Origin of the sequence: Peptoniphilus sp. oral taxon 836 str. F0141 (genome assembly GCF_000179335.1) — a bacterium.
In the GTDB taxonomy this organism is placed as follows: Bacteria; Bacillota; Clostridia; order Tissierellales; family Peptoniphilaceae; genus Peptoniphilus_A; species Peptoniphilus_A lacrimalis.
In genome coordinates this window covers 19133-36380 of sequence record NZ_AEAA01000067.1, presented here as the reverse complement: position 1 = coordinate 36380, position 17248 = coordinate 19133, and the positions used below count along the sequence as shown (strand labels likewise).

Annotated in this window: 19 protein-coding genes and 2 tRNA genes; 15 read left to right on the top strand and 6 right to left on the bottom strand. The window is 31.9% G+C overall.

Annotation, left to right across the window (positions count from 1 at the left end; translation table 11 throughout):
• The first annotated feature begins 7 nt into the window (after positions 1–7).
• The 4 genes from HMPREF9131_RS02895 to HMPREF9131_RS02880 all read left to right on the top strand — a co-directional run bounded on the left by HMPREF9131_RS02895 (position 8) and on the right by HMPREF9131_RS02880 (position 2594).
• The gene (locus HMPREF9131_RS02895; protein ID WP_009345274.1) at positions 8–745 is read left to right on the top strand and encodes an NAD-dependent deacylase; all 738 of its coding nucleotides are present in this window, start codon (positions 8–10) and stop codon (positions 743–745) included.
• The gene (locus HMPREF9131_RS02890) at positions 735–1451 is read left to right on the top strand and encodes a class I SAM-dependent methyltransferase (RefSeq protein ID WP_009345242.1); all 717 of its coding nucleotides are present in this window, start codon (positions 735–737) and stop codon (positions 1449–1451) included. Before HMPREF9131_RS02895 ends, HMPREF9131_RS02890 begins: the two co-directional genes overlap by 11 nt.
• Positions 1452–2351: an Hsp33 family molecular chaperone HslO gene (hslO, locus tag HMPREF9131_RS02885; protein ID WP_009345247.1), complete on the top strand. Its 900-nt coding sequence runs from the start codon at positions 1452–1454 to the stop codon at positions 2349–2351. It abuts the gene before it with no gap.
• A gap of 158 nt (positions 2352–2509) precedes the next feature.
• Positions 2510–2594: transfer RNA gene (locus HMPREF9131_RS02880), tRNA-Leu, on the top strand.
• A gap of 204 nt (positions 2595–2798) precedes the next feature.
• Here HMPREF9131_RS02880 and HMPREF9131_RS02875 read toward each other — a convergent pair.
• Positions 2799–2872 (bottom strand) — tRNA-Cys (locus HMPREF9131_RS02875).
• Between the two features lie 477 nt (positions 2873–3349).
• On the opposite strand from HMPREF9131_RS02875, the gene HMPREF9131_RS02870 reads away from it, so the two are divergent.
• Both HMPREF9131_RS02870 and HMPREF9131_RS02865 read left to right on the top strand, forming a co-directional pair.
• Positions 3350–6139, top strand: coding sequence for an S-layer homology domain-containing protein (locus tag HMPREF9131_RS02870; protein ID WP_009345255.1), 2790 nt, complete (start codon positions 3350–3352; stop codon positions 6137–6139).
• Positions 6140–6524: 385 nt separating this feature from the next.
• Positions 6525–7232: a hypothetical protein gene (locus tag HMPREF9131_RS02865; RefSeq protein ID WP_009345261.1), complete on the top strand. Its 708-nt coding sequence runs from the start codon at positions 6525–6527 to the stop codon at positions 7230–7232.
• Positions 7233–7497: 265 nt separating this feature from the next.
• On the opposite strand, the gene HMPREF9131_RS08205 is transcribed toward HMPREF9131_RS02865, so the two are convergent.
• The 5 genes from HMPREF9131_RS08205 to HMPREF9131_RS02845 form a co-directional block, all read right to left on the bottom strand.
• Positions 7498–7656 (bottom strand): YvrJ family protein, encoded by a 159-nt coding sequence (locus tag HMPREF9131_RS08205; RefSeq protein ID WP_019034410.1) that lies wholly within the window; start codon positions 7654–7656, stop codon positions 7498–7500.
• 10 nt (positions 7657–7666) lie between these two features.
• Positions 7667–7879, bottom strand: coding sequence for a DUF2922 domain-containing protein (locus HMPREF9131_RS02860; RefSeq protein ID WP_009345288.1), 213 nt, complete (start codon positions 7877–7879; stop codon positions 7667–7669).
• 14 nt (positions 7880–7893) lie between these two features.
• Positions 7894–8115: a hypothetical protein gene (locus tag HMPREF9131_RS02855; protein WP_009345244.1), complete on the bottom strand. Its 222-nt coding sequence runs from the start codon at positions 8113–8115 to the stop codon at positions 7894–7896.
• Between the two features lie 166 nt (positions 8116–8281).
• Entirely contained in the window at positions 8282–8755 is a 474-nt protein-coding gene (locus HMPREF9131_RS02850; protein ID WP_009345246.1) for an N-acetylmuramoyl-L-alanine amidase family protein, read from the bottom strand.
• Entirely contained in the window at positions 8742–9362 is a 621-nt protein-coding gene (locus HMPREF9131_RS02845) for a sigma-70 family RNA polymerase sigma factor (RefSeq protein WP_009345258.1), read from the bottom strand. The genes HMPREF9131_RS02850 and HMPREF9131_RS02845 overlap by 14 nt, the downstream gene beginning before the upstream one ends.
• Before the next feature lie 188 nt (positions 9363–9550).
• Between HMPREF9131_RS02845 and HMPREF9131_RS02840 the strand changes: the two genes are divergently transcribed.
• From HMPREF9131_RS02840 to HMPREF9131_RS02800, 9 genes are read left to right on the top strand one after another with little or no spacing between them, the layout of a single operon-like run.
• On the top strand, positions 9551–10519 hold the full coding sequence (locus HMPREF9131_RS02840) for a PhoH family protein (protein WP_004824818.1): 969 nt from the start codon (positions 9551–9553) through the stop codon (positions 10517–10519).
• Positions 10520–10960, top strand: a complete 441-nt coding sequence (ybeY, locus tag HMPREF9131_RS02835; protein WP_009345248.1) for an rRNA maturation RNase YbeY — start codon at positions 10520–10522, stop codon at positions 10958–10960.
• A 4-nt stretch (positions 10961–10964) separates the two neighbouring features.
• A complete protein-coding gene (locus HMPREF9131_RS02830) occupies positions 10965–11672 on the top strand; it encodes a diacylglycerol kinase (RefSeq protein ID WP_004824860.1) in 708 nt (235 codons plus the stop codon).
• Entirely contained in the window at positions 11672–12070 is a 399-nt protein-coding gene (locus HMPREF9131_RS02825) for a cytidine deaminase (RefSeq protein ID WP_004824865.1), read from the top strand. Before HMPREF9131_RS02830 ends, HMPREF9131_RS02825 begins: the two co-directional genes overlap by 1 nt.
• Positions 12067–12960, top strand: a complete 894-nt coding sequence (gene era, locus HMPREF9131_RS02820) for a GTPase Era (RefSeq protein WP_009345291.1) — start codon at positions 12067–12069, stop codon at positions 12958–12960. Before HMPREF9131_RS02825 ends, era begins: the two co-directional genes overlap by 4 nt.
• The gene (recO, locus tag HMPREF9131_RS02815; protein ID WP_009345278.1) at positions 12947–13639 is read left to right on the top strand and encodes a DNA repair protein RecO; all 693 of its coding nucleotides are present in this window, start codon (positions 12947–12949) and stop codon (positions 13637–13639) included. The genes era and recO overlap by 14 nt, the downstream gene beginning before the upstream one ends.
• A 12-nt stretch (positions 13640–13651) precedes the next feature.
• Positions 13652–14533, top strand: coding sequence for a glycine--tRNA ligase subunit alpha (glyQ, locus tag HMPREF9131_RS02810; RefSeq protein WP_004824858.1), 882 nt, complete (start codon positions 13652–13654; stop codon positions 14531–14533).
• The gene (glyS, locus tag HMPREF9131_RS02805; protein WP_009345263.1) at positions 14526–16604 is read left to right on the top strand and encodes a glycine--tRNA ligase subunit beta; all 2079 of its coding nucleotides are present in this window, start codon (positions 14526–14528) and stop codon (positions 16602–16604) included. Before glyQ ends, glyS begins: the two co-directional genes overlap by 8 nt.
• A 12-nt stretch (positions 16605–16616) precedes the next feature.
• Positions 16617–17243 carry a helix-turn-helix transcriptional regulator gene (locus HMPREF9131_RS02800; RefSeq protein ID WP_004824796.1) on the top strand — a complete coding sequence of 209 codons (627 nt, stop codon included), beginning with the start codon at positions 16617–16619 and terminating at the stop codon, positions 17241–17243.
• Positions 17244–17248: the final 5 nt, after the last annotated feature.

The following is a 17248-nucleotide window of genomic DNA, read 5'->3' as shown; positions in this document are numbered from 1 at the left end:
AGGACTAATGGATAAGATAAAACAAGCGTGCCAATTGATAAAAAATTCATCAAAAGTTATGGCACTAACAGGGGCAGGAATTTCAACCGATTCAGGCATACCCGATTTCAGAGGCAAAAACGGATACTATAAAGATATGGATCCCGTAAGGAGCTTGTCAAAAGATAGGCTATTAAATGAGCCTGAAAAATTTTATAAGGAAGGTTACAAAATTCTTCTCGACCTAAACAGTAAAAAACCAAACAAAGGTCACCTTGCCCTTGCCAAGATGGAAAAAATGGGACTGATAAAGGGAATAATAACTCAAAATATAGACAACCTTCACTACAAGGCACAAAGCTCAAACATATATGAAGTTCATGGAGAAACTCGTGGCATCCACTGTATGGACTGTGGCAAAACTTATCCCTTTGAATTATTAAAAGAAAAAGTAGACCAAGGACAAATTCCTCCCAAATGCACCTGCGGAGGAACTTTAAGACCAAATGTTGTAATGTTTGGAGATATGATGCCCAAAGATTTTGAAGATGCAATAGATGAGATGGAAGACACAGATACCCTAATAGTAGTCGGTACATCCCTTACAGTATCACCAGTAAATATGCTCCCAAGATATGCAGACAATTTAATCATAATAAACCAAAGCCCAACACCCTATGATCACCATGCAGACATTGTATTTCATGAAAATTCATCAGAAGTTTTGACCAAAATCTTAGAAGAGCTTGAAAAAAATGATTTATAATGAATTTGCCCAAGTCTACGATAAATTAATGTATGATTTTCCCTACAAAGAAAATTCAGAATTTTTATTTAATATCTTAGGAGATAGGCAAATAAAAGTATTGGAGATGGCAACAGGAACTGGTAATTTTACAAAAATCTTAGGGGAAAAATACCACCTTCATGCCTTTGACATATCTGAAAATATGTTGAGTATAGCTCAAAATAAGGTAAAAAATGTATTTTTCTTCAAGGCAGATATGATAAATTTTAAAACCCTAAATAAATATGATGCAGTCCTATGTCTTTGCGACTCATACAATTATCTATTAAAAGAAGAAGACTTGCTTTCATCTTTTAAATGTGTCTACCAAGCCCTAGAAGATAATGGAATTTTCATATTTGATATGAACACCAAAGAAAAATTTTTAAAGATGGATAGGGCATATGTAGATGAGATAGATGACATATTTTACTCATGGGAAAATTACTTCGATGAAAATAAAAGCATAAACCACTACTGTGTCAACTTTTTTGTAGAAGAAAAAGAAGATTTATACAGAAGATTTTATGAAGAACACTTAGAAAGAGCATACCCGATCAAAAAAGTAAAATCATTACTAGAACAAGTCGGTTTTAAATCAATAGAAATATATAAAGACTATAAAAATTCAAAACAAATAGAAAAAGCAGACAGATTAGTCTATGTAGTAAAGAAAAGAGGTTAAATGGGATACATTTTAAAGGCAATAGATAAAGAAGAAAAAGTTAGATTTGCCCTTGCAATAACAACAGATCTAGTGGAAGAGGCAAGAAAAATTCACAAGACAAGCCCCACAGCATCAGCAGCACTTGGACGAAGTCTAACAGCAACAGCGATTATGGCATCGTGGCTAAAAAACCCAAAAGACACCATAACTTTTAATATAAAATCAGATGGTCCAGCAAAAAATATCATAGTAACAGGAAAAAATGACGGATATATCAAAGCCTTCATAGCAAACCCCCAAGAAGATTTACCCCTAAATAAAAAAACAGGAAAACTTGACGTAGGGGGATTAGTGGGAAAGGGTCTATTGACAATAACAATAGATAATGGATTAAAAGAACCTTATCACGGCACAGTTCCCCTTATTTCAGGAGAAATAGGAGAAGACCTTGCCAATTATTTCTTAAAATCAGACCAAGTACCATCAGCGGTCGGTCTTGGAGTTTTAGTCGATAAAGATATAACAATAAAAGCATCAGCAGGTTTTATAATTCAGATGATGCCAGGAGCAGGAGAGGAAGAGATAAGAAAACTAGAAGAAAACCTAAAAACATTAAAATCAATCAGCCACCTCGTGGCACAAGGCTATGACGCTTACGATCTCTTAGAAAAAATAAGCCAAGGTTTTGATGTAAAAATATTAGAGAAAAAAGAAATTTCCTACAAATGCAATTGCTCCCTAGAAAAGGTAAAAGATGCCCTTATATCAATAGGTCCAAAAGAAATAAAAGAAATAATAGAAGAAGACAAAAAAGCAAGCATAAATTGTTACTTCTGCAACAAAGACTATAAGCTTGACTTAAAAGACCTAGAAGAAATATATAATAAAGCAATACAAATAAATACTAAAGAAAAGTAAAAAAAAACATAAAAATTTACATTGTCAAAGCTCATTTGAAGATGAGATTTTAACAGTGTAAATTTTTTTATGTTGAAAAACTAAAATAAAAAATAAAAAATAGCTTATAAAAATTTGACAATAATAAAAAATTATCATATCATTTTAATGTAAAAAGGGTAGGAATGCTGGAATTGGCAGACAGGCATGTCTCAGAAGCATGTGCAATTTTGCGTGGGGGTTCAAGTCCCCTTTCCTGCACCAAAATAATCTAAATTATAAGAAACATAGGTCTAATAGATCTAAAAATCACTTTTATCTAAACATGCAACAAAACTATTTATAAAAACATATAGGAAAATTAATAGAGATAAAGAGCCTTCAAGGCTCTTTTTTTATGAAATAAAGTAAATAAGAAAAAAGTCAAGAAAAGCAAAAAAAAAGCTTAGTAAAAACTAAGCAAAAAGATGGAGGCGACAGCCGGATTTGAACCGGCGGTAAGGGTGTTGCAGACCCGTGCCTTACCACTTGGCTATGTCGCCATGACCTTACTCATTATATCATCATAATTTATAATTTTCAAGTTCTTTACATAAAATTTATAAGAATTAAAAAATAACAAAAATAAAAAATTCATATAAATTTAAAAAAATCCCTACACTTCAAGAAAACTCCCATATATCATATAAAAAATAAATACAAAGAACCCCAACTTACTTTACTAATAAGTTCAATAGCTAATAAAAAATTGACATTTATAAATTCAATCTGCTATAATTCATATAACAAATACAAAAGCACTTATAAATATTAAAAATATTTCTTAAATGTTTCATACATCAAATTTTTGTAATATAAACGTAACTTTACTTTACAAAATTTAGTGTATAATAGTATTTGTAAAGAGGAAAATGACAATTAAATATTCGCAAGGACGTTTAATTGCACCTCTGTTCGGTTTATCCGAAACAAGACTTTTGTAGAGTCTACAAAAATTTTTTTAAGGAGGTCGCAAGACTATGAACAAAAAAGTAATTTCCTTAGTACTAGCACTAGTTATGGTACTTGGAACATTCACAAGTGTCTTCGCAGCCGAAAAAACAGAAGAACCAGCAAAAAAGGATGCTAAAGTTGAAGAAACTAAAAAAGAAGCTCCAAAAGCTGGCGAAAAAGTCGAAAAAGTAGTTGGAAAAGATAACAAAATCCAATACATCGTTGACAAGAAATTTGTTAAAGGTTACGAAGATGGTTCTATGGGATATGACAAAAATATCACTAGAGCTGAAATCACAAGACTTTTAGTATTAGCTAACGGTAATGAAGAATTAGCTAATTCACTACAAGGTGCAATGAAACTTTACACAGATGTTGACACTAAACACTGGGCAAACGGAGTTATCTCTGTTGGTACTACTAGACCATCAGATGCTAACAAAATTGCAATGCTAGCAGGATATCCTGACAAATCTTTCAAACCAGATCAAAACGTAACATATGCAGAACTTGCAAAAATGTTAGTTGTTCTAGTTAAAAAAGATTTAACAGAAGATATGGTTAAAAATGCTAAATGGGCAACAAGTTGGTTACTATGGGCTAAAGAACTTGGAATCTTAGAAGATGTAAAAATCGAAGATTCTAACGCATTCGCAACAAGAGCTGACGCTTTCACAATGGTTTATAATGCATTATTTGCTATGAAAGAATTCAAACAAGTTCCAAATAACGAAGTTAGAGGAATCCTTTCTGATTTAAATAATAACAAATTACAACTAAACCAAGATACTTCTAAAGAATACAAAATTACTGAAAAAACAGTATTTGTAAACAGTCTTGAAAAGAGAAGCAATGTTGTACTTGTTAGATTAATGCAAAACCAAAACTATTATTTAGGTTCTCTAGTAAGAGTTTTAGTTAATGACAAGAACGAAGTAACTCACATTCTTGTACTTGGTGATCCAGAACAATTGGCAGTAAATTCTCTTGAAGGTACAAAAGCACCTAACGATGTTTGGAAGGGTGTTGCTGAAAACACTGCAGAAACTTATAATTATAAAGCTATTGGCACACTAAAGGATAAAGATACAAGGGATTTAAAATCTTATGTAACAATTGCTTTCAATTCTGACAAAACTTCTGCAAAGACTATTAAATTCCACTTCTCAAATAACACTGGTATTGATTTAGCTATTAAAGACAGCACTGAAGTTTATGTAGCTAACCCATACAACAATATTATGAAGAAGGTTTCTGGAATTAACGAAGCTCTTTCTTTAATCGGATTCCAAAATTACAATGGATACAGAATTCCAAACGTATATGCAGGTTATGACAATTCAAGCCTTAACCCAACATACGGAGAACTTAGAGTTGGAACTGAAAAACACACTGCTAAGGTTATAGTATTTAACGTTGTTTCTAAAGAACAAGGTGGAGATCTTTACAGAGTAATAAACACTACTAGATCAAATTACATTACTACAGTTGAAAATACTGATGGTAAGAGATTTGAAAGAGATAATGCTATGAATACATTCGGATTCCCATTCAATTATGATGGAGATCTTTATGATGTAATCGAAGTATTAGGTTGGAGATCAAATCAAGAAGCTACTATCAAGATTGACCACTCAGATGTTGTAAAATATCCAGTAGTTAAAGTTGTATATGCAAACGATGATGAATTAAGAATCGTTGACAGATATAATGACTATACAACTCTTGATATTAGAGATGCAGATATCTTCACTAAACTTAATAAGTTAGAAAATGGTTCTGTAATTCAATTTAGAGTTGAAAATCACAAAACAGATAAAGCTAATAACGTAGCTGAAATAATTTCTATCTTACCAAAAGATACAGCTCTTGAAGGATCTATCAAAGGCGTTCTTCCAATGGTTAACGCAAAACAAAGAGTTGGTAAAATTATTGAAGTTAGACCAGTTGACGGTTTGTATTCAAATGTTGTTATTGACGTTGAAAGAGATCTATTAGATGCTGATGCTATGAGCGGTCCAACATTATTCAGAGTAAATAAAGCTGTTGCTGAAAAATTAGCTACATTTGCTAGAAAAGCAGATATGTTTGCTTTCAAAGTAGATTATGTTTACACTGATAAGGGTGTTCAAACTGCTTATGACTTCAGATATAATGCTACTAATAAGCCAGTTGAAGTAGCTGAAGTTAATTCTGATATGACTCAAGCAGAAAAAAATGCTAGATATAAATTAAATCAATATAAAGATGATCCTGCTACAATTAATAAAGCAGATGTTGAAACTTTAATTGACAAAGTTGAAGATTTAGCTAAGCAAGAAACATTAGGCAAAGAATTAAATGCTTACGAAACTCTTTATAATGCTGCTGTTGCAAAATTAGCAACATTAAATGGACAAGCAGGTGCTGCTATTACTGAACAAGCAGTTAAGGAAGCTGAAGAAGCTGTTGCTAAATTAACTGATGGCACATATAAGAAAGCTTCTTTAAAGGCTATTGCTGATAAGAAAGCAGAAAAAGCTGCTGCAGATAAGAATACAGAAATTGCAACATTAAAAGCAGCAATTGGAGCTTTAGCACCTGAAGCTAAAAAAGATGCTAATTCAGCTATTCAAAATGCTAATATTCTTAATGCAGTAAATGAAAAACTTGCAACAATAACTAAATTACCAGCTAATGTTACAATCAAAGCATTAACAACTGCTGATATTGGAACAGTTGCAGGAACAACAGTACCAGTAACTGTTACTGTTGAAACTACAGTTTCTGGAGTAACTTCTCCACAAACTGCAACAGTAAATGTAACTTTAAAATAATTAGTTCAAGCTAATTTAAAGATAAAACTCAAGGGAAACCTTGAGTTTTTCTTTTTACATATGCATTAGGGACTGGCAACTGTATGTATTAGGGACTGTCCCTGTTGGGACTGTCCCTTTTCATTTAATTTTTATCTTGCAGTCAATTGTGGACTGTCCCTTGAAGCCCTAGCCCAAAATCTTTGATTTTGTGGCAGGTCTCATGTCAGAAATTCACAAGAAGCCAAGCGAAGCGAAGGCTGATTGTTGAATTTTACGACTAAGGACAGACCCCCTTCAATCGAGGACTGTACCTTTTTTAACTTTTTTTCTTTACATTTCTTTTTCCCTTTTTTCTTTCTCACAAAAACTTTATTTGTTATAATTAGCTTAAGGAGATGCTAACATGAGCCAAGATAATTTTAAAAACACCAAAGACAACCCAAACAAAGGGGACTGTCCCTTTGGGACTGTCCCCAAAAAAGTCAATAATTGCATAAAAAATTCATCCATCCTAAGACATTTTTTTTGCTTTTTCGTTCTCCTTTTGCTTCTTATTTATCTTTTCCTTTCTTGCAAAGAAGACACAAGGACTTATTATTTTCTTTCTAACCTTAAGATAATATTACCTGCCCTTATAACAGCAGCAGGAGTTTTTGAAGGCTTTAACATCAACAGAAAAAAGTCCTTTAAAGAAATTGTCACCAAAGAGAGAATAAAGTGGCTACATAGGTTACAATATAATTTATCAGAATACTTAAAACTCACAAGAAATGGAGAAATAAAAAGAGAGGATGAGGATAAAGTTACAGAACTTTATTACAAGATAATTTTTAACATTAACCATGAAGATGATAAAGATGATAAAGATGATAAAGAAGCACTTGATGCAATAAAAAACTACAATAAATATATTTTTGCAAAAGAATTAGAAAAATATATTTTAATAAAAGAGGGGATAATTGAAATAGAGTCAATAGAAACTCATGAGGTAAAGAAATATACATATTATGAATATATAAAGAATTACGAAGAATTAAGAAGTAAGGTAGAAATAAGTTTCACTAAACTATTTAAAGAAGTTTGGGAAAAAATAAAGAACGAAGCAGATTAAAAGCTTTTTGATTTTTTTATTTTTCTTTTAATCGGGGGAGTTTAACAGGTATAGTCCCTTGAAGCCCTAGCCCAAAATCTTTGATTTTGTGGCAGGTCTCATGTCAGAAATTCACAAGAAGCCAAGCGAAGCGAAGGCTGATTGTTGAATTTTACGACTTGGGACTGTCCCTTTTCTTTTTTCTTTACTTTCCTTTTTTCTTTTCTCCTGCAACAAAAAAAGACCAGCAAAGAAACCTTCGCCAGTCCAAAATTATGTAAAAAAATTAATCCCTTTTAATGGAAAATTCTTCCACCGCTTTTGTGAGATTAATTATGGAGGTTTTAAGCTCCTCCATTCTGCTTTCAAGCCTTACCAAAAGATATGCCGACAAAGCTATTGGAAAGCCAATGTTGGCAATATTTTGTAAAAGTTCATCCATCATGTTTTAGTCCTTAAACTAATTCAACTTCTGTACGAGTGACTATAAAAGCTTTATCAAACTTATTTAATTTGGCTTTTTTGCCCCTGACAATTGAGTTGCTAACTAAAAAATCTCCAAATTCTTTGGCTTCCGCTTTAGTTAAACTATCTTTTGGCTCACTTATGGATATAGTCGCCTTGTTTTCTTCTTGATCTTCAAATTCAAGTCTTAAAGATTTACTCATTTAATTCTCCTTTCTTATAGTTCACTTGTGATTTCTTCTTCACTAACTTTAGTTACAGACTTAACCTTTTTGTCGACAATTTTTCCAATAAACTCGCCAACTTTTAAGGCATTTTCGGTAGAGACATTTTCTTCTACTCTGTCAAGGGAAATTGTCTTATAGCTTTCTTTGCCATTCTTTCCCAAACCTGCGTTTAACTTAGTTTTTAATTTTCTTGAAACATTGACCTTTGCCATTGTTTTCACCTCCTGTATTATATATATGAAAAATAAGAAAAAGTTGTTACTCAATTTTAAAAAAAATTTAAGGGAATTAAGACTAAGGTAAGAAAAGGGACAGTCCCTTAAAAAATAAAAAAAATAAGGACTATTGTTTAGTCCCAGTTTTATATGTATTTAAGGTTTATAGTTTTGCCTTAAATTCCCACCATTTTGCCCAATTATTTTCTGACATGGAGCGTGGGCAGATTTTTCTTGATGCGTCAAAGTGTCTGACTACATTTTTTATGGGGATATTGTATGTTTTCATAAGTTCTCTTACCAGTGATAGGGTATTTTCTACGGCTTTTTTGTAATTTCCGTCTGAATTTACGCAGATTTCTACTCCTATTGAGTTATTGTTTGTTATTCCATATTTTCCTCTTCCATCTCCGCAGTGCCATGATGCGTAAGCGTCTTCTATTATTTCTACTACTCTTTTATCGTCTACAAAATAATGGGCTGATGCTTTTCTGTTGCCTCCTGCAAAGTATCTGTAATGGTTTATGGCATCGGCTGATATGTTTGTGTTTGCTGTGTCATGAACCACTATATATTTTATGAGATTTCCTTGTCTGTTTTGATAGTTATATTTTATTAGTCTTTTATCTATTATCATTTATTTTACTCCTTAGTTTCTTTAGTGCTTTTTTCTTGGCTGATACTACTGTCCATTTTGATATTGCCATTTTTTGACCTATTTCTTTTATACTCATATTTTCTAAATAGTATAGGACTATTATTTGTCTTTGTCTTGGTGGCAATTCTTTTATGGCTTTTGTAAGAGCAATGTTTTCTAATTTTCTTTCATATTCTTTTTCGATGTTTATATTATCTTCTATTTTTTCTAATATATCTTCTCCTTCTTTGTATTTTGAGTCCATGTCGGGTTTTTGTGACAAATATCTGAAGGTATCTAGTAGGAAATATCTCAAATATGACTTGACATATTTGGGGAAGGACCTTTTTTGGTCGAAGTTTTCTAAACAGTTTAGGACTATTAAAACTGAATCTTGGTAAAGGTCTTGGTATTCTTCATAGATGGGGCAGTACCTTTTTATTGAATATTTTATTAGGGGACTTAGCATTTCTACTACTTTTAATTTTGCTTTTCCATCACCGAGTATTGCTAGTTTAACCTGTTCGTTTAATTTTTCGTATTCCTCTTTTTCTTCTTGTATTTGTTTTTCTTTGTCTTTTTCTTTTGTTTTCCTTTCTAATTTCATATTTAAAAATTTATCGCGATAATTTCCTCCTTTTTATTGAGGCCTCATGTAGAATTATAGAACAAGTGTTTATTTATGTCAACAAAAATTTATTTTATTTAGAATATGAGTTTAATTTTACCCTAAATCATATATATGGAAAAAAATCCTCTTTTATGGTATTATTTAAGTAATTTGGGAGGTATTTTTTGGGAAATATTATAAGGTCTATTGAAATTAATAATTCTAATTCTGAGGCTCTTCTTTTTGGCAAATTAGATGAAAATATTAAACTTATTGAGGAGTCTTTTGATGTTAAAGTTCGTGACAGACTTGGCAAGATTGAGATTAGCGGAAGTCAAGAGTGCGTTGAAAATGCTGAACTTTTAATTTATAATTTATTGGAAATTTTAAAAAAACAGGATAGTCTAACTCTTAGTGATGTTCGTTATTCTATTGAGCTTATTAAAAAAAATGAATCCAGATCTATTTCCGAGCTTTTAAATGATACTTTGGTTTACACGTCTATGGGTAAGCCCATCAAGGCTAAAACTTTGGGTCAAAAAAGATACATTGAAACTATTTTTTCTAATGATATTACTTTTGGCATAGGGCCTGCCGGTACTGGCAAGACTTATCTTGCTATGGCTTTTGCCGTTCGTGCTTTTAAGGCTAAGGAAATTAATAGGATTATTTTGACAAGACCTGCTGTTGAAGCTGGTGAAAATTTGGGTTTTTTGCCTGGAGATTTACAAAATAAAGTTGATCCTTATTTAAGACCTCTTTATGACGCTCTTTTTGATATTTTGGGTGGCGATACTTACCAATCATATGTGGAAAAGGGTCTGATTGAAGTTGCTCCTCTTGCTTACATGAGAGGTAGGACTTTGGATAATGCTTTTGTTATTCTTGATGAGGCGCAAAACACTACTAACGAGCAGATGAAGATGTTTTTAACAAGACTTGGTTTTGGTTCTAGGGCTATTATTACTGGTGATATTACTCAAATTGACCTTCCTCGTGGCAAATCTTCAGGGCTTAAAACTGTTCTTAAGATTCTTGATGGTGTTAAGGGGATAGGCATCACTTATTTGACCAAGAATGATATTGTTCGTCATCCTCTTGTGGCTCGAATTATTGCGGCTTATGATAAATTTGATAAGGAAAGAAAAAAATAGATGATTGATTTTGAAAATAGACAGGATGTACTTCCTATTTCCGATGAGGATTTAGATATTATTAAGATGTCCGTTGAAGCTAGTCTTGAACTTTGTAATATTGATAAAGAATATTATGTTAGTGTTTCTTTTGTTGATGACAATGAGATTAAAAATCTAAATAGAGATTACAGAAATGTTGATAAGGTTACTGATGTACTTTCTTTTCCTATGGATGAGGAGTATGAGGATAAAATTATTCTTGGCGATATTGTAATTAATATGGCAAGGGTTTTGTCACAGGCAAAAGAGTTTGGTCATTCCAACAGACGTGAGCTATCTTATCTTTGTGTTCACTCAACCCTTCATCTTTTGGGTTATGATCACATTGAAGAGGAAGATAGGATTATCATGAGGGCTAAAGAGAAGGAAATTATGGATAAACTTAAAATCTATAGGTGATATTTTGAAAAATTTTAATTTTATTTCTTCATTTAACTATGCTATCCAAGGTATTGTTTCTGTTCTTAAAACTGAAAAAAATATGAAGTTCCACTATTTGACGGCTCTTTTAGTGGTGATTTTTTCCTTGTTTTTTAATATTTCTTCTATTGAATTTATGATTATTCTTTTTTCTATAATTCTTGTGGTTTTTGCAGAGATGGTCAACACTGCTATTGAAAGGACTGTCGATCTTGTGGTACAAGACTACAATCCTATAGCAAAATATGTTAAGGATGTTTCTGCTGGTGCAGTTCTTATTACGGCTATTAATGCTATTGTTTGTGCATATCTTATTTTTTATGAAAAGTTTGCTTCTGTTGGCGATTTATTTCTTTTTAAAATAAAAAATTCTGACAATCATTTGGCTTTTGTCTGTTTATTTTTGGTTGTCGCTCTCACCATTGGTGGCAAATTTCTTTTAGCTAAAAAAAATGGCGGCACATATTTTCAAGGTGGGGCAGTTAGCGGTCATTGTGCAATTGCTTTTTGTGCTGCAACTATTATTTCTATGGTAGCTGAAAATTCTCTTGTTACTACTGCTTCTTTCGGTTTGGCTCTTCTTGTTGGTGAGTCTAGGGTTGAAGGAAAGATTCACACAATGGGTCAAGTAATTAGTGGGTCGATTTTGGGAATTTGTGTGGCTATTTTTATTTTTAAGGTGATTGGATAATGGATGATAAAAAATTAATTGAACTTGCTATTAAGGCTAGGGATACTATGACTTATACTCCCTATTCTCATTATAATGTGGGAGCTGCTGTTGAAATGGAAGATGGGAGCGTTTATTGTGGAGGAAATATTGAAAATGCGTCTTTAACTCCTACTAACTGTGCGGAAAGGACTGCTATTTTTAAGGCAGTAAGCGATGGAAAAAGAGAGATTAAAAAAATTGCTGTTGTTGGAGATTCACACTATACTTATCCTTGTGGGGTTTGCAGACAGGTTATAAAAGAATTTTCTAAAAATCCAAGGATTATTGTTGCAAATTCCCTAACAGATTATAGGGTTCACACAATGGATGAGATTTTACCTTTTGCTTTTGGACCAGAGGACTTGGAGGACAAATGAAAGAATTTAAATCAGGTTATGTTTCTATTGTTGGTAGGGCTAATGTAGGCAAGTCTACTATGTTAAATTCCCTTATAGGGCAAAAAATTTCTGCTATTTCCAATAAGGCTCAGACTACAAGGGAAAAGATTTCTTTTATATATACAGATAAGGATTGCCAGATAGTTTTTTTAGATACGCCGGGCATTCAAAAACCTAAAAATAAGCTTGGGAATTTCATGCTTAATGAATCTTTAAGTTCCTTGTCTGAAGCCGATATAATTACTTATATTGTAGATACTTCAAAAAAAATTGGTAATCTTGATTCAAGTATTATTGATACTCTTAAAAAATTAAAGGATAAAAAAATTATTTTATTAATAAATAAGATTGATTTAATTGCAAAAGAGGAGCTTTTTCCTATAATTGAAGCTTATGATAAAATTGGTATTTTTTCTCATATTATTCCTATTTCTGCCATGAAAAATGATGGTGTTGATGAATACATTGAGGTTATTAAAGAAAATTTAAGTCCAGGACCTATGTTTTACCCAGAAGACTATGTTACTGATAAGAGCGAGAAATTTTTAGCAGAAGAGATTATAAGAGAAAAAGGTTTAAGATTTTTGCAGGAGGAAGTTCCTCACGGTCTTGCCGTTGGTATTGAAAAATTTAAAATGAGATCAGATAAAGAGATTTATGATATAGATGCAGTAATTTATGTGGAAAGAGATTCCCACAAGGCTATTGTAATTGGCAAGGGCGGGTCTATGCTTAAAAAAATAGGCACTTCTGCAAGACGTGAACTTGAAAATATGCTTGATTCTAAGGTTAATTTGAAACTTTGGGTCAAGGTTTCTAAAAATTGGCGAGATAATGATAATAAGGTAAGGGGTTTTGGCTATAAATAGTGATTTTATTGAAGGTATTGTTATTTATGAAAGAAAACATGGTGAAAGCTCTAAGATTTTAAAAATTTTTACTAAAGAGCTTGGTAATATTTCTATAATGGCTAAGGGCTCATGCAGTCCTAAGTCTTCGATTTTAAGTTTAAGTCAGGTTTTTGTTGAGGGTCTATATTTGTTTAGACCTGGCAGAAATTTTTACTATATAAAAAGTGGTAGGCTTATAAATTCAAACTATGAACTGAGAAATAATTTTACCAATCTTTGCTATGCCTCTCTTATTTTAGAAATTGTAGAGAAATCAACTTTGCAATCTTCTAGCTTAAATAATATTTACCGCCTTTTGTCAAAGATTTTAAGAATTTTATGCTCTAGCAAAGATCCCTTAGCTAAAACCATGGCTTTTATTTTAAAGTTTATGTCTTTTATGGGATACAGACCGATTCTTAGTGTTTTTGAAAATAATTTTTTCTCCCTTGAAAGTGGTGTTGTTACGAAAAATTCCTACACTTCTTACAGTATTTTTAAGGAAGATATTTACTACTTACGCAATTTATTATATACTTCATTAGATAAGGACTTTATCTATGATGAAGGAAGAAAAAAGTATTTATTTTTTATTTTGACTAAATATTTAAAATATAATTTGGAAATTGGTGATTTTAACTCACTTAAATTCTTATAATAGGAGGAATATATGAATTTCCAGGAATTAATTATTAATTTACAAAAATATTGGAGTGACAAGGGTTGTATTATCATGCAGCCTTACGATATTGAAAAGGGAGCAGGTACTATGAATCCTCAAACTTTTCTTCGCGCTTTAGGTCCTGAAGAATGGAAGGTTTGTTATGTTGAGCCTTCAAGAAGACCTGCTGATGGACGTTATGGTGAAAATCCTAACAGATTATATCAACACCATCAAATGCAAGTTATTTTAAAGCCATCTCCTGCAAATGTTCAAGAGCTTTATCTTGATTCGCTTGTTACTATTGGTATTGATCCAAAAAAACATGATATAAGATTTGTGGAAGATAACTGGGAATCTCCAACTCTTGGAGCTTGGGGTCTTGGTTGGGAAGTTTGGCTTGACGGGATGGAAATAACTCAATTTACTTATTTTCAACAAGTGGGAGGAGTTAATCTCGATCTTGAAAGTGCAGAGCTTACTTATGGTCTTGAAAGAATTGCCATGTATTTACAAGATGTGGATTCTGTTTATGATATAAAGTATAACGATAAAATAACTTATGGAGATGTTTTTAAAGTTGCTGAATATGAACATTCCAAATATGCTTTTGAGGTAAGTGATGTCAAACTTCTAAGAAATTTATTTGATGTTTATGAAAAAGAAGCCATGAGAGTTATTGATGAGGGAATTGTGCTTGATGCCTATGACTATACTTTAAAATGCTCACATACTTTTAATTTATTAGACGCAAGAGGAGCAATTTCTGTTTCTGAAAGAACTACTTATATTGGAAGGGTGCGTAATTTAGCAAAACTTGTAGCTGAAGCATATTTAATACAAAGAAAAGAAATGGGTTATCCGCTTTTGAAAGGAGTTTCTAATGAATAGGTATCTTTTAGAAATAGGAGTAGAAGAATTACCATCAAGATTTGTAAATCTTGCCATGGAACAAATTAGAGAAAAAATTGAAAAATCACTTAATGAAAATGACCTCAAGTATGATTCATTAGAAGTTTATGCTACTCCTAGAAGGCTTTCTCTATATATAAATGGAATTTTTGATAGGCAAGATGATATTAATAAGGAAGTTAAAGGTCCTTCTGTAAAAATTTCTTTTGATGAAGATGGTAATCCCACAAAACCACTAGAAGGCTTTATGAAATCTCAAAATATAAGCCTAAAGGATCTAGAACAAAGGGAAGTTAAGGGCAACAAATATGTTTTTGCCATCATTAAAAAGAGGGGTCTTGATGCTAAAGAAGTTTTAAAAAATATTATTCCTGATATGATTTATCATATTAATCTACCTCGTAACATGAAATGGGGTGGAAAAAATATTAAATTTCCAAGACCTATAAGATGGATTGTTTCTATTCTTAATGATGAAGTTGTAGAATTTCCTTTTGAAGGTATCCCAGTTTCAAATATTACTCGTGGCCACAGATTTTTAGGGTCTGATAATATTGTTATTGATAATGTTGATAACTATGCAAAACTTTTAGAAGAAAATTTTGTAATTTTAGACCAAAATAGAAGAGAAGAAATTATAAGGTTTGAATCTAAAAAAATTGCCAGATCCCTTGGTGGAGAAATAAAAGAAAATAAAGATCTTTTAGAGGAACTTGTTTATATTGTTGAATATCCAACTCCCATAAAGGGAACTATAAAAAAAGAATTTTTAATTTTGCCCAAGGAAGTTATCACAACTACTATGATTGACCATCTGCGTTACACTCCTATTTATGATGATAAGGGTGAACTTCTTCCATATTTTATTACTATAAGAAATGGAAATCATGATTATGAAGATGTTGTAATAAAGGGAAATGAAAAGGTCTTAGGAGCTAGACTTTCTGATGCTAAGTTCTTCTATGAAGAAGATATTTCTAAACCTCTTGAAGATTATGTTGATGCCCTAAGTGGTGTAAATTTCTTAGATAAGCTTGGAAACATGAGAGAAAAAGAAGAACGTAATGAAGCTATTGCATTAGAAATAGGAAAGAATTTGGAAGTTGCTGATGAAACACTTGAGTCCTTAAAAAGAACTGCATATCTTTCTAAGGCTGATTTGACTACTCATATGGTTGTTGAATTTACAGAACTTCAAGGAATTATGGGATCTATTTATGCAAAACTTTCCGGTGAAAAAGATATTGTAAATTCTGCAATTTATGAGCAATATTTACCGAGGTTTAAGGGGGATGATCTTCCAAAAACTACTGTAGGTTCTATTTATTCTATTGCCGATAAGATAGATACAATTTCAGGACTTTTTGCTATTGACAAAGTCCCAACTGGATCTCTTGACCCCTTTGGATTAAGACGTAGTGCAATTGGTCTTATTAATATAATTAGAAATAACAACTGGGAACTTAATCTTGATTCTATTTTATCTCAAGCTCTTTATGAGTATGTTAATAAAATGGGACTTACCTTAAATTATGAAGCTGTTATGAAAAATCTTAAGGAATTTTTCAAGCAAAGAATTAAGGTTATGCTTGAAGATTTAGATTATAGATATGATGTTATTGATGCAATTTTAGAAAGTGAAGATAAAATTCATATTATCTTTAAAAAGGCACCTCAAGTTGATAGGTGGTTTAAGGAAAATGACAGGTCTAAGTTTGTTGATTCTTTTGAGAGAATTTACAACTTGACTTCTAAAGTTTCTGAATTTAAAGAAGTTGATGCTGAGCTTTTCAAGGAAGATGCTGAAAAGAAATTATTTAGTCAAATTGAAAATATCAAGGCTGAACTTGAAGCCTATAACAACGCTAATAAATTTTATGATTATTTGAACCTTTGTGATTCATTGACTCCATATATTGATGAATTTTTTGACAAGGTTATGGTAATGGATAAGGATACTTCTATTAGAGATAACAGACTTGCCCTTATCAATAGGGTAGAAAATGTTGTTTCAAGAATTTTTGCAATAGAAAAAATTGTCCTCGATTAGGGGTGTGATGATTTGGATTTAAGTAAGAGACAACTTAAAATAATTCAAATAGTTAAAGAGAAAGCTCCCATTACTGGAGATGAAATAGCCACAAGCCTCGGGGTTTCTAGGGCTACTATCAGACCTGATTTAGCAGTTTTAACTATGATAAATATTTTGGGAGCCAGACCAAATGTTGGCTATTTTTATACGGGTCGCTCTGAGTTATCTCTTGTGGTAGACCATATTAAGGAACTTAAAATAGAAGATTATATGTCTGTTCCCTTTGTTATGGAAGAAACGGCGAGTGTTTATGATGTTATTGTTGGACTTTTCTTAGAAGATGTTTCTTCAGTTTTTATCACAAACAATAGAAATTTAACAGGTGTCGTTTCAAGAAAAGATTTGATAAGAACTACTATAGGCGGTATGGATATTCATAATACTCCTATAAGTCTTGTTATGACAAGGATGCCTAATTTGGTTACCATAGGTCCTTTGGATACTGCTTTTGAGGGAGCAAGACTTATTGATGAGAGAGGAGTCGATTCCCTTCCTGTTGTCGAAGAGGAAAATGGAATTTTAACAGTTGTTGGAAGATTCACAAAAACTAATGTTAACAGAATGTTTGTGGAAATGTGTAAGGGCGAAATAATTTAAGGAGA

Excerpts from the sequence above, each read along its gene's own strand:
- HMPREF9131_RS02850 (WP_009345246.1), bottom strand. The coding sequence starts at position 8,755 with ATGATAATAGATAAAAGACTAATAAAATATAACTATCAAAACAGACAA.
- glyS (WP_009345263.1), top strand. The coding sequence starts at position 14,526 with ATGAATAGGTATCTTTTAGAAATAGGAGTAGAAGAATTACCATCAAGA.
- HMPREF9131_RS08205 (WP_019034410.1), bottom strand. The coding sequence starts at position 7,656 with ATGATGGATGAACTTTTACAAAATATTGCCAACATTGGCTTTCCAATA.
- era (WP_009345291.1), top strand. The coding sequence starts at position 12,067 with ATGAAAGAATTTAAATCAGGTTATGTTTCTATTGTTGGTAGGGCTAAT.
- HMPREF9131_RS02895 (WP_009345274.1), top strand. The coding sequence starts at position 8 with ATGGATAAGATAAAACAAGCGTGCCAATTGATAAAAAATTCATCAAAA.
- HMPREF9131_RS02865 (WP_009345261.1), top strand. The coding sequence starts at position 6,525 with ATGAGCCAAGATAATTTTAAAAACACCAAAGACAACCCAAACAAAGGG.
- HMPREF9131_RS02845 (WP_009345258.1), bottom strand. The coding sequence starts at position 9,362 with ATGAAATTAGAAAGGAAAACAAAAGAAAAAGACAAAGAAAAACAAATA.
- HMPREF9131_RS02870 (WP_009345255.1), top strand. The coding sequence starts at position 3,350 with ATGAACAAAAAAGTAATTTCCTTAGTACTAGCACTAGTTATGGTACTT.
- HMPREF9131_RS02825 (WP_004824865.1), top strand. The coding sequence starts at position 11,672 with ATGGATGATAAAAAATTAATTGAACTTGCTATTAAGGCTAGGGATACT.
- HMPREF9131_RS02855 (WP_009345244.1), bottom strand. The coding sequence starts at position 8,115 with ATGGCAAAGGTCAATGTTTCAAGAAAATTAAAAACTAAGTTAAACGCA.
- hslO (WP_009345247.1), top strand. The coding sequence starts at position 1,452 with ATGGGATACATTTTAAAGGCAATAGATAAAGAAGAAAAAGTTAGATTT.
- HMPREF9131_RS02890 (WP_009345242.1), top strand. The coding sequence starts at position 735 with ATGATTTATAATGAATTTGCCCAAGTCTACGATAAATTAATGTATGAT.
- glyQ (WP_004824858.1), top strand. The coding sequence starts at position 13,652 with ATGAATTTCCAGGAATTAATTATTAATTTACAAAAATATTGGAGTGAC.
- HMPREF9131_RS02860 (WP_009345288.1), bottom strand. The coding sequence starts at position 7,879 with ATGAGTAAATCTTTAAGACTTGAATTTGAAGATCAAGAAGAAAACAAG.
- ybeY (WP_009345248.1), top strand. The coding sequence starts at position 10,520 with ATGATTGATTTTGAAAATAGACAGGATGTACTTCCTATTTCCGATGAG.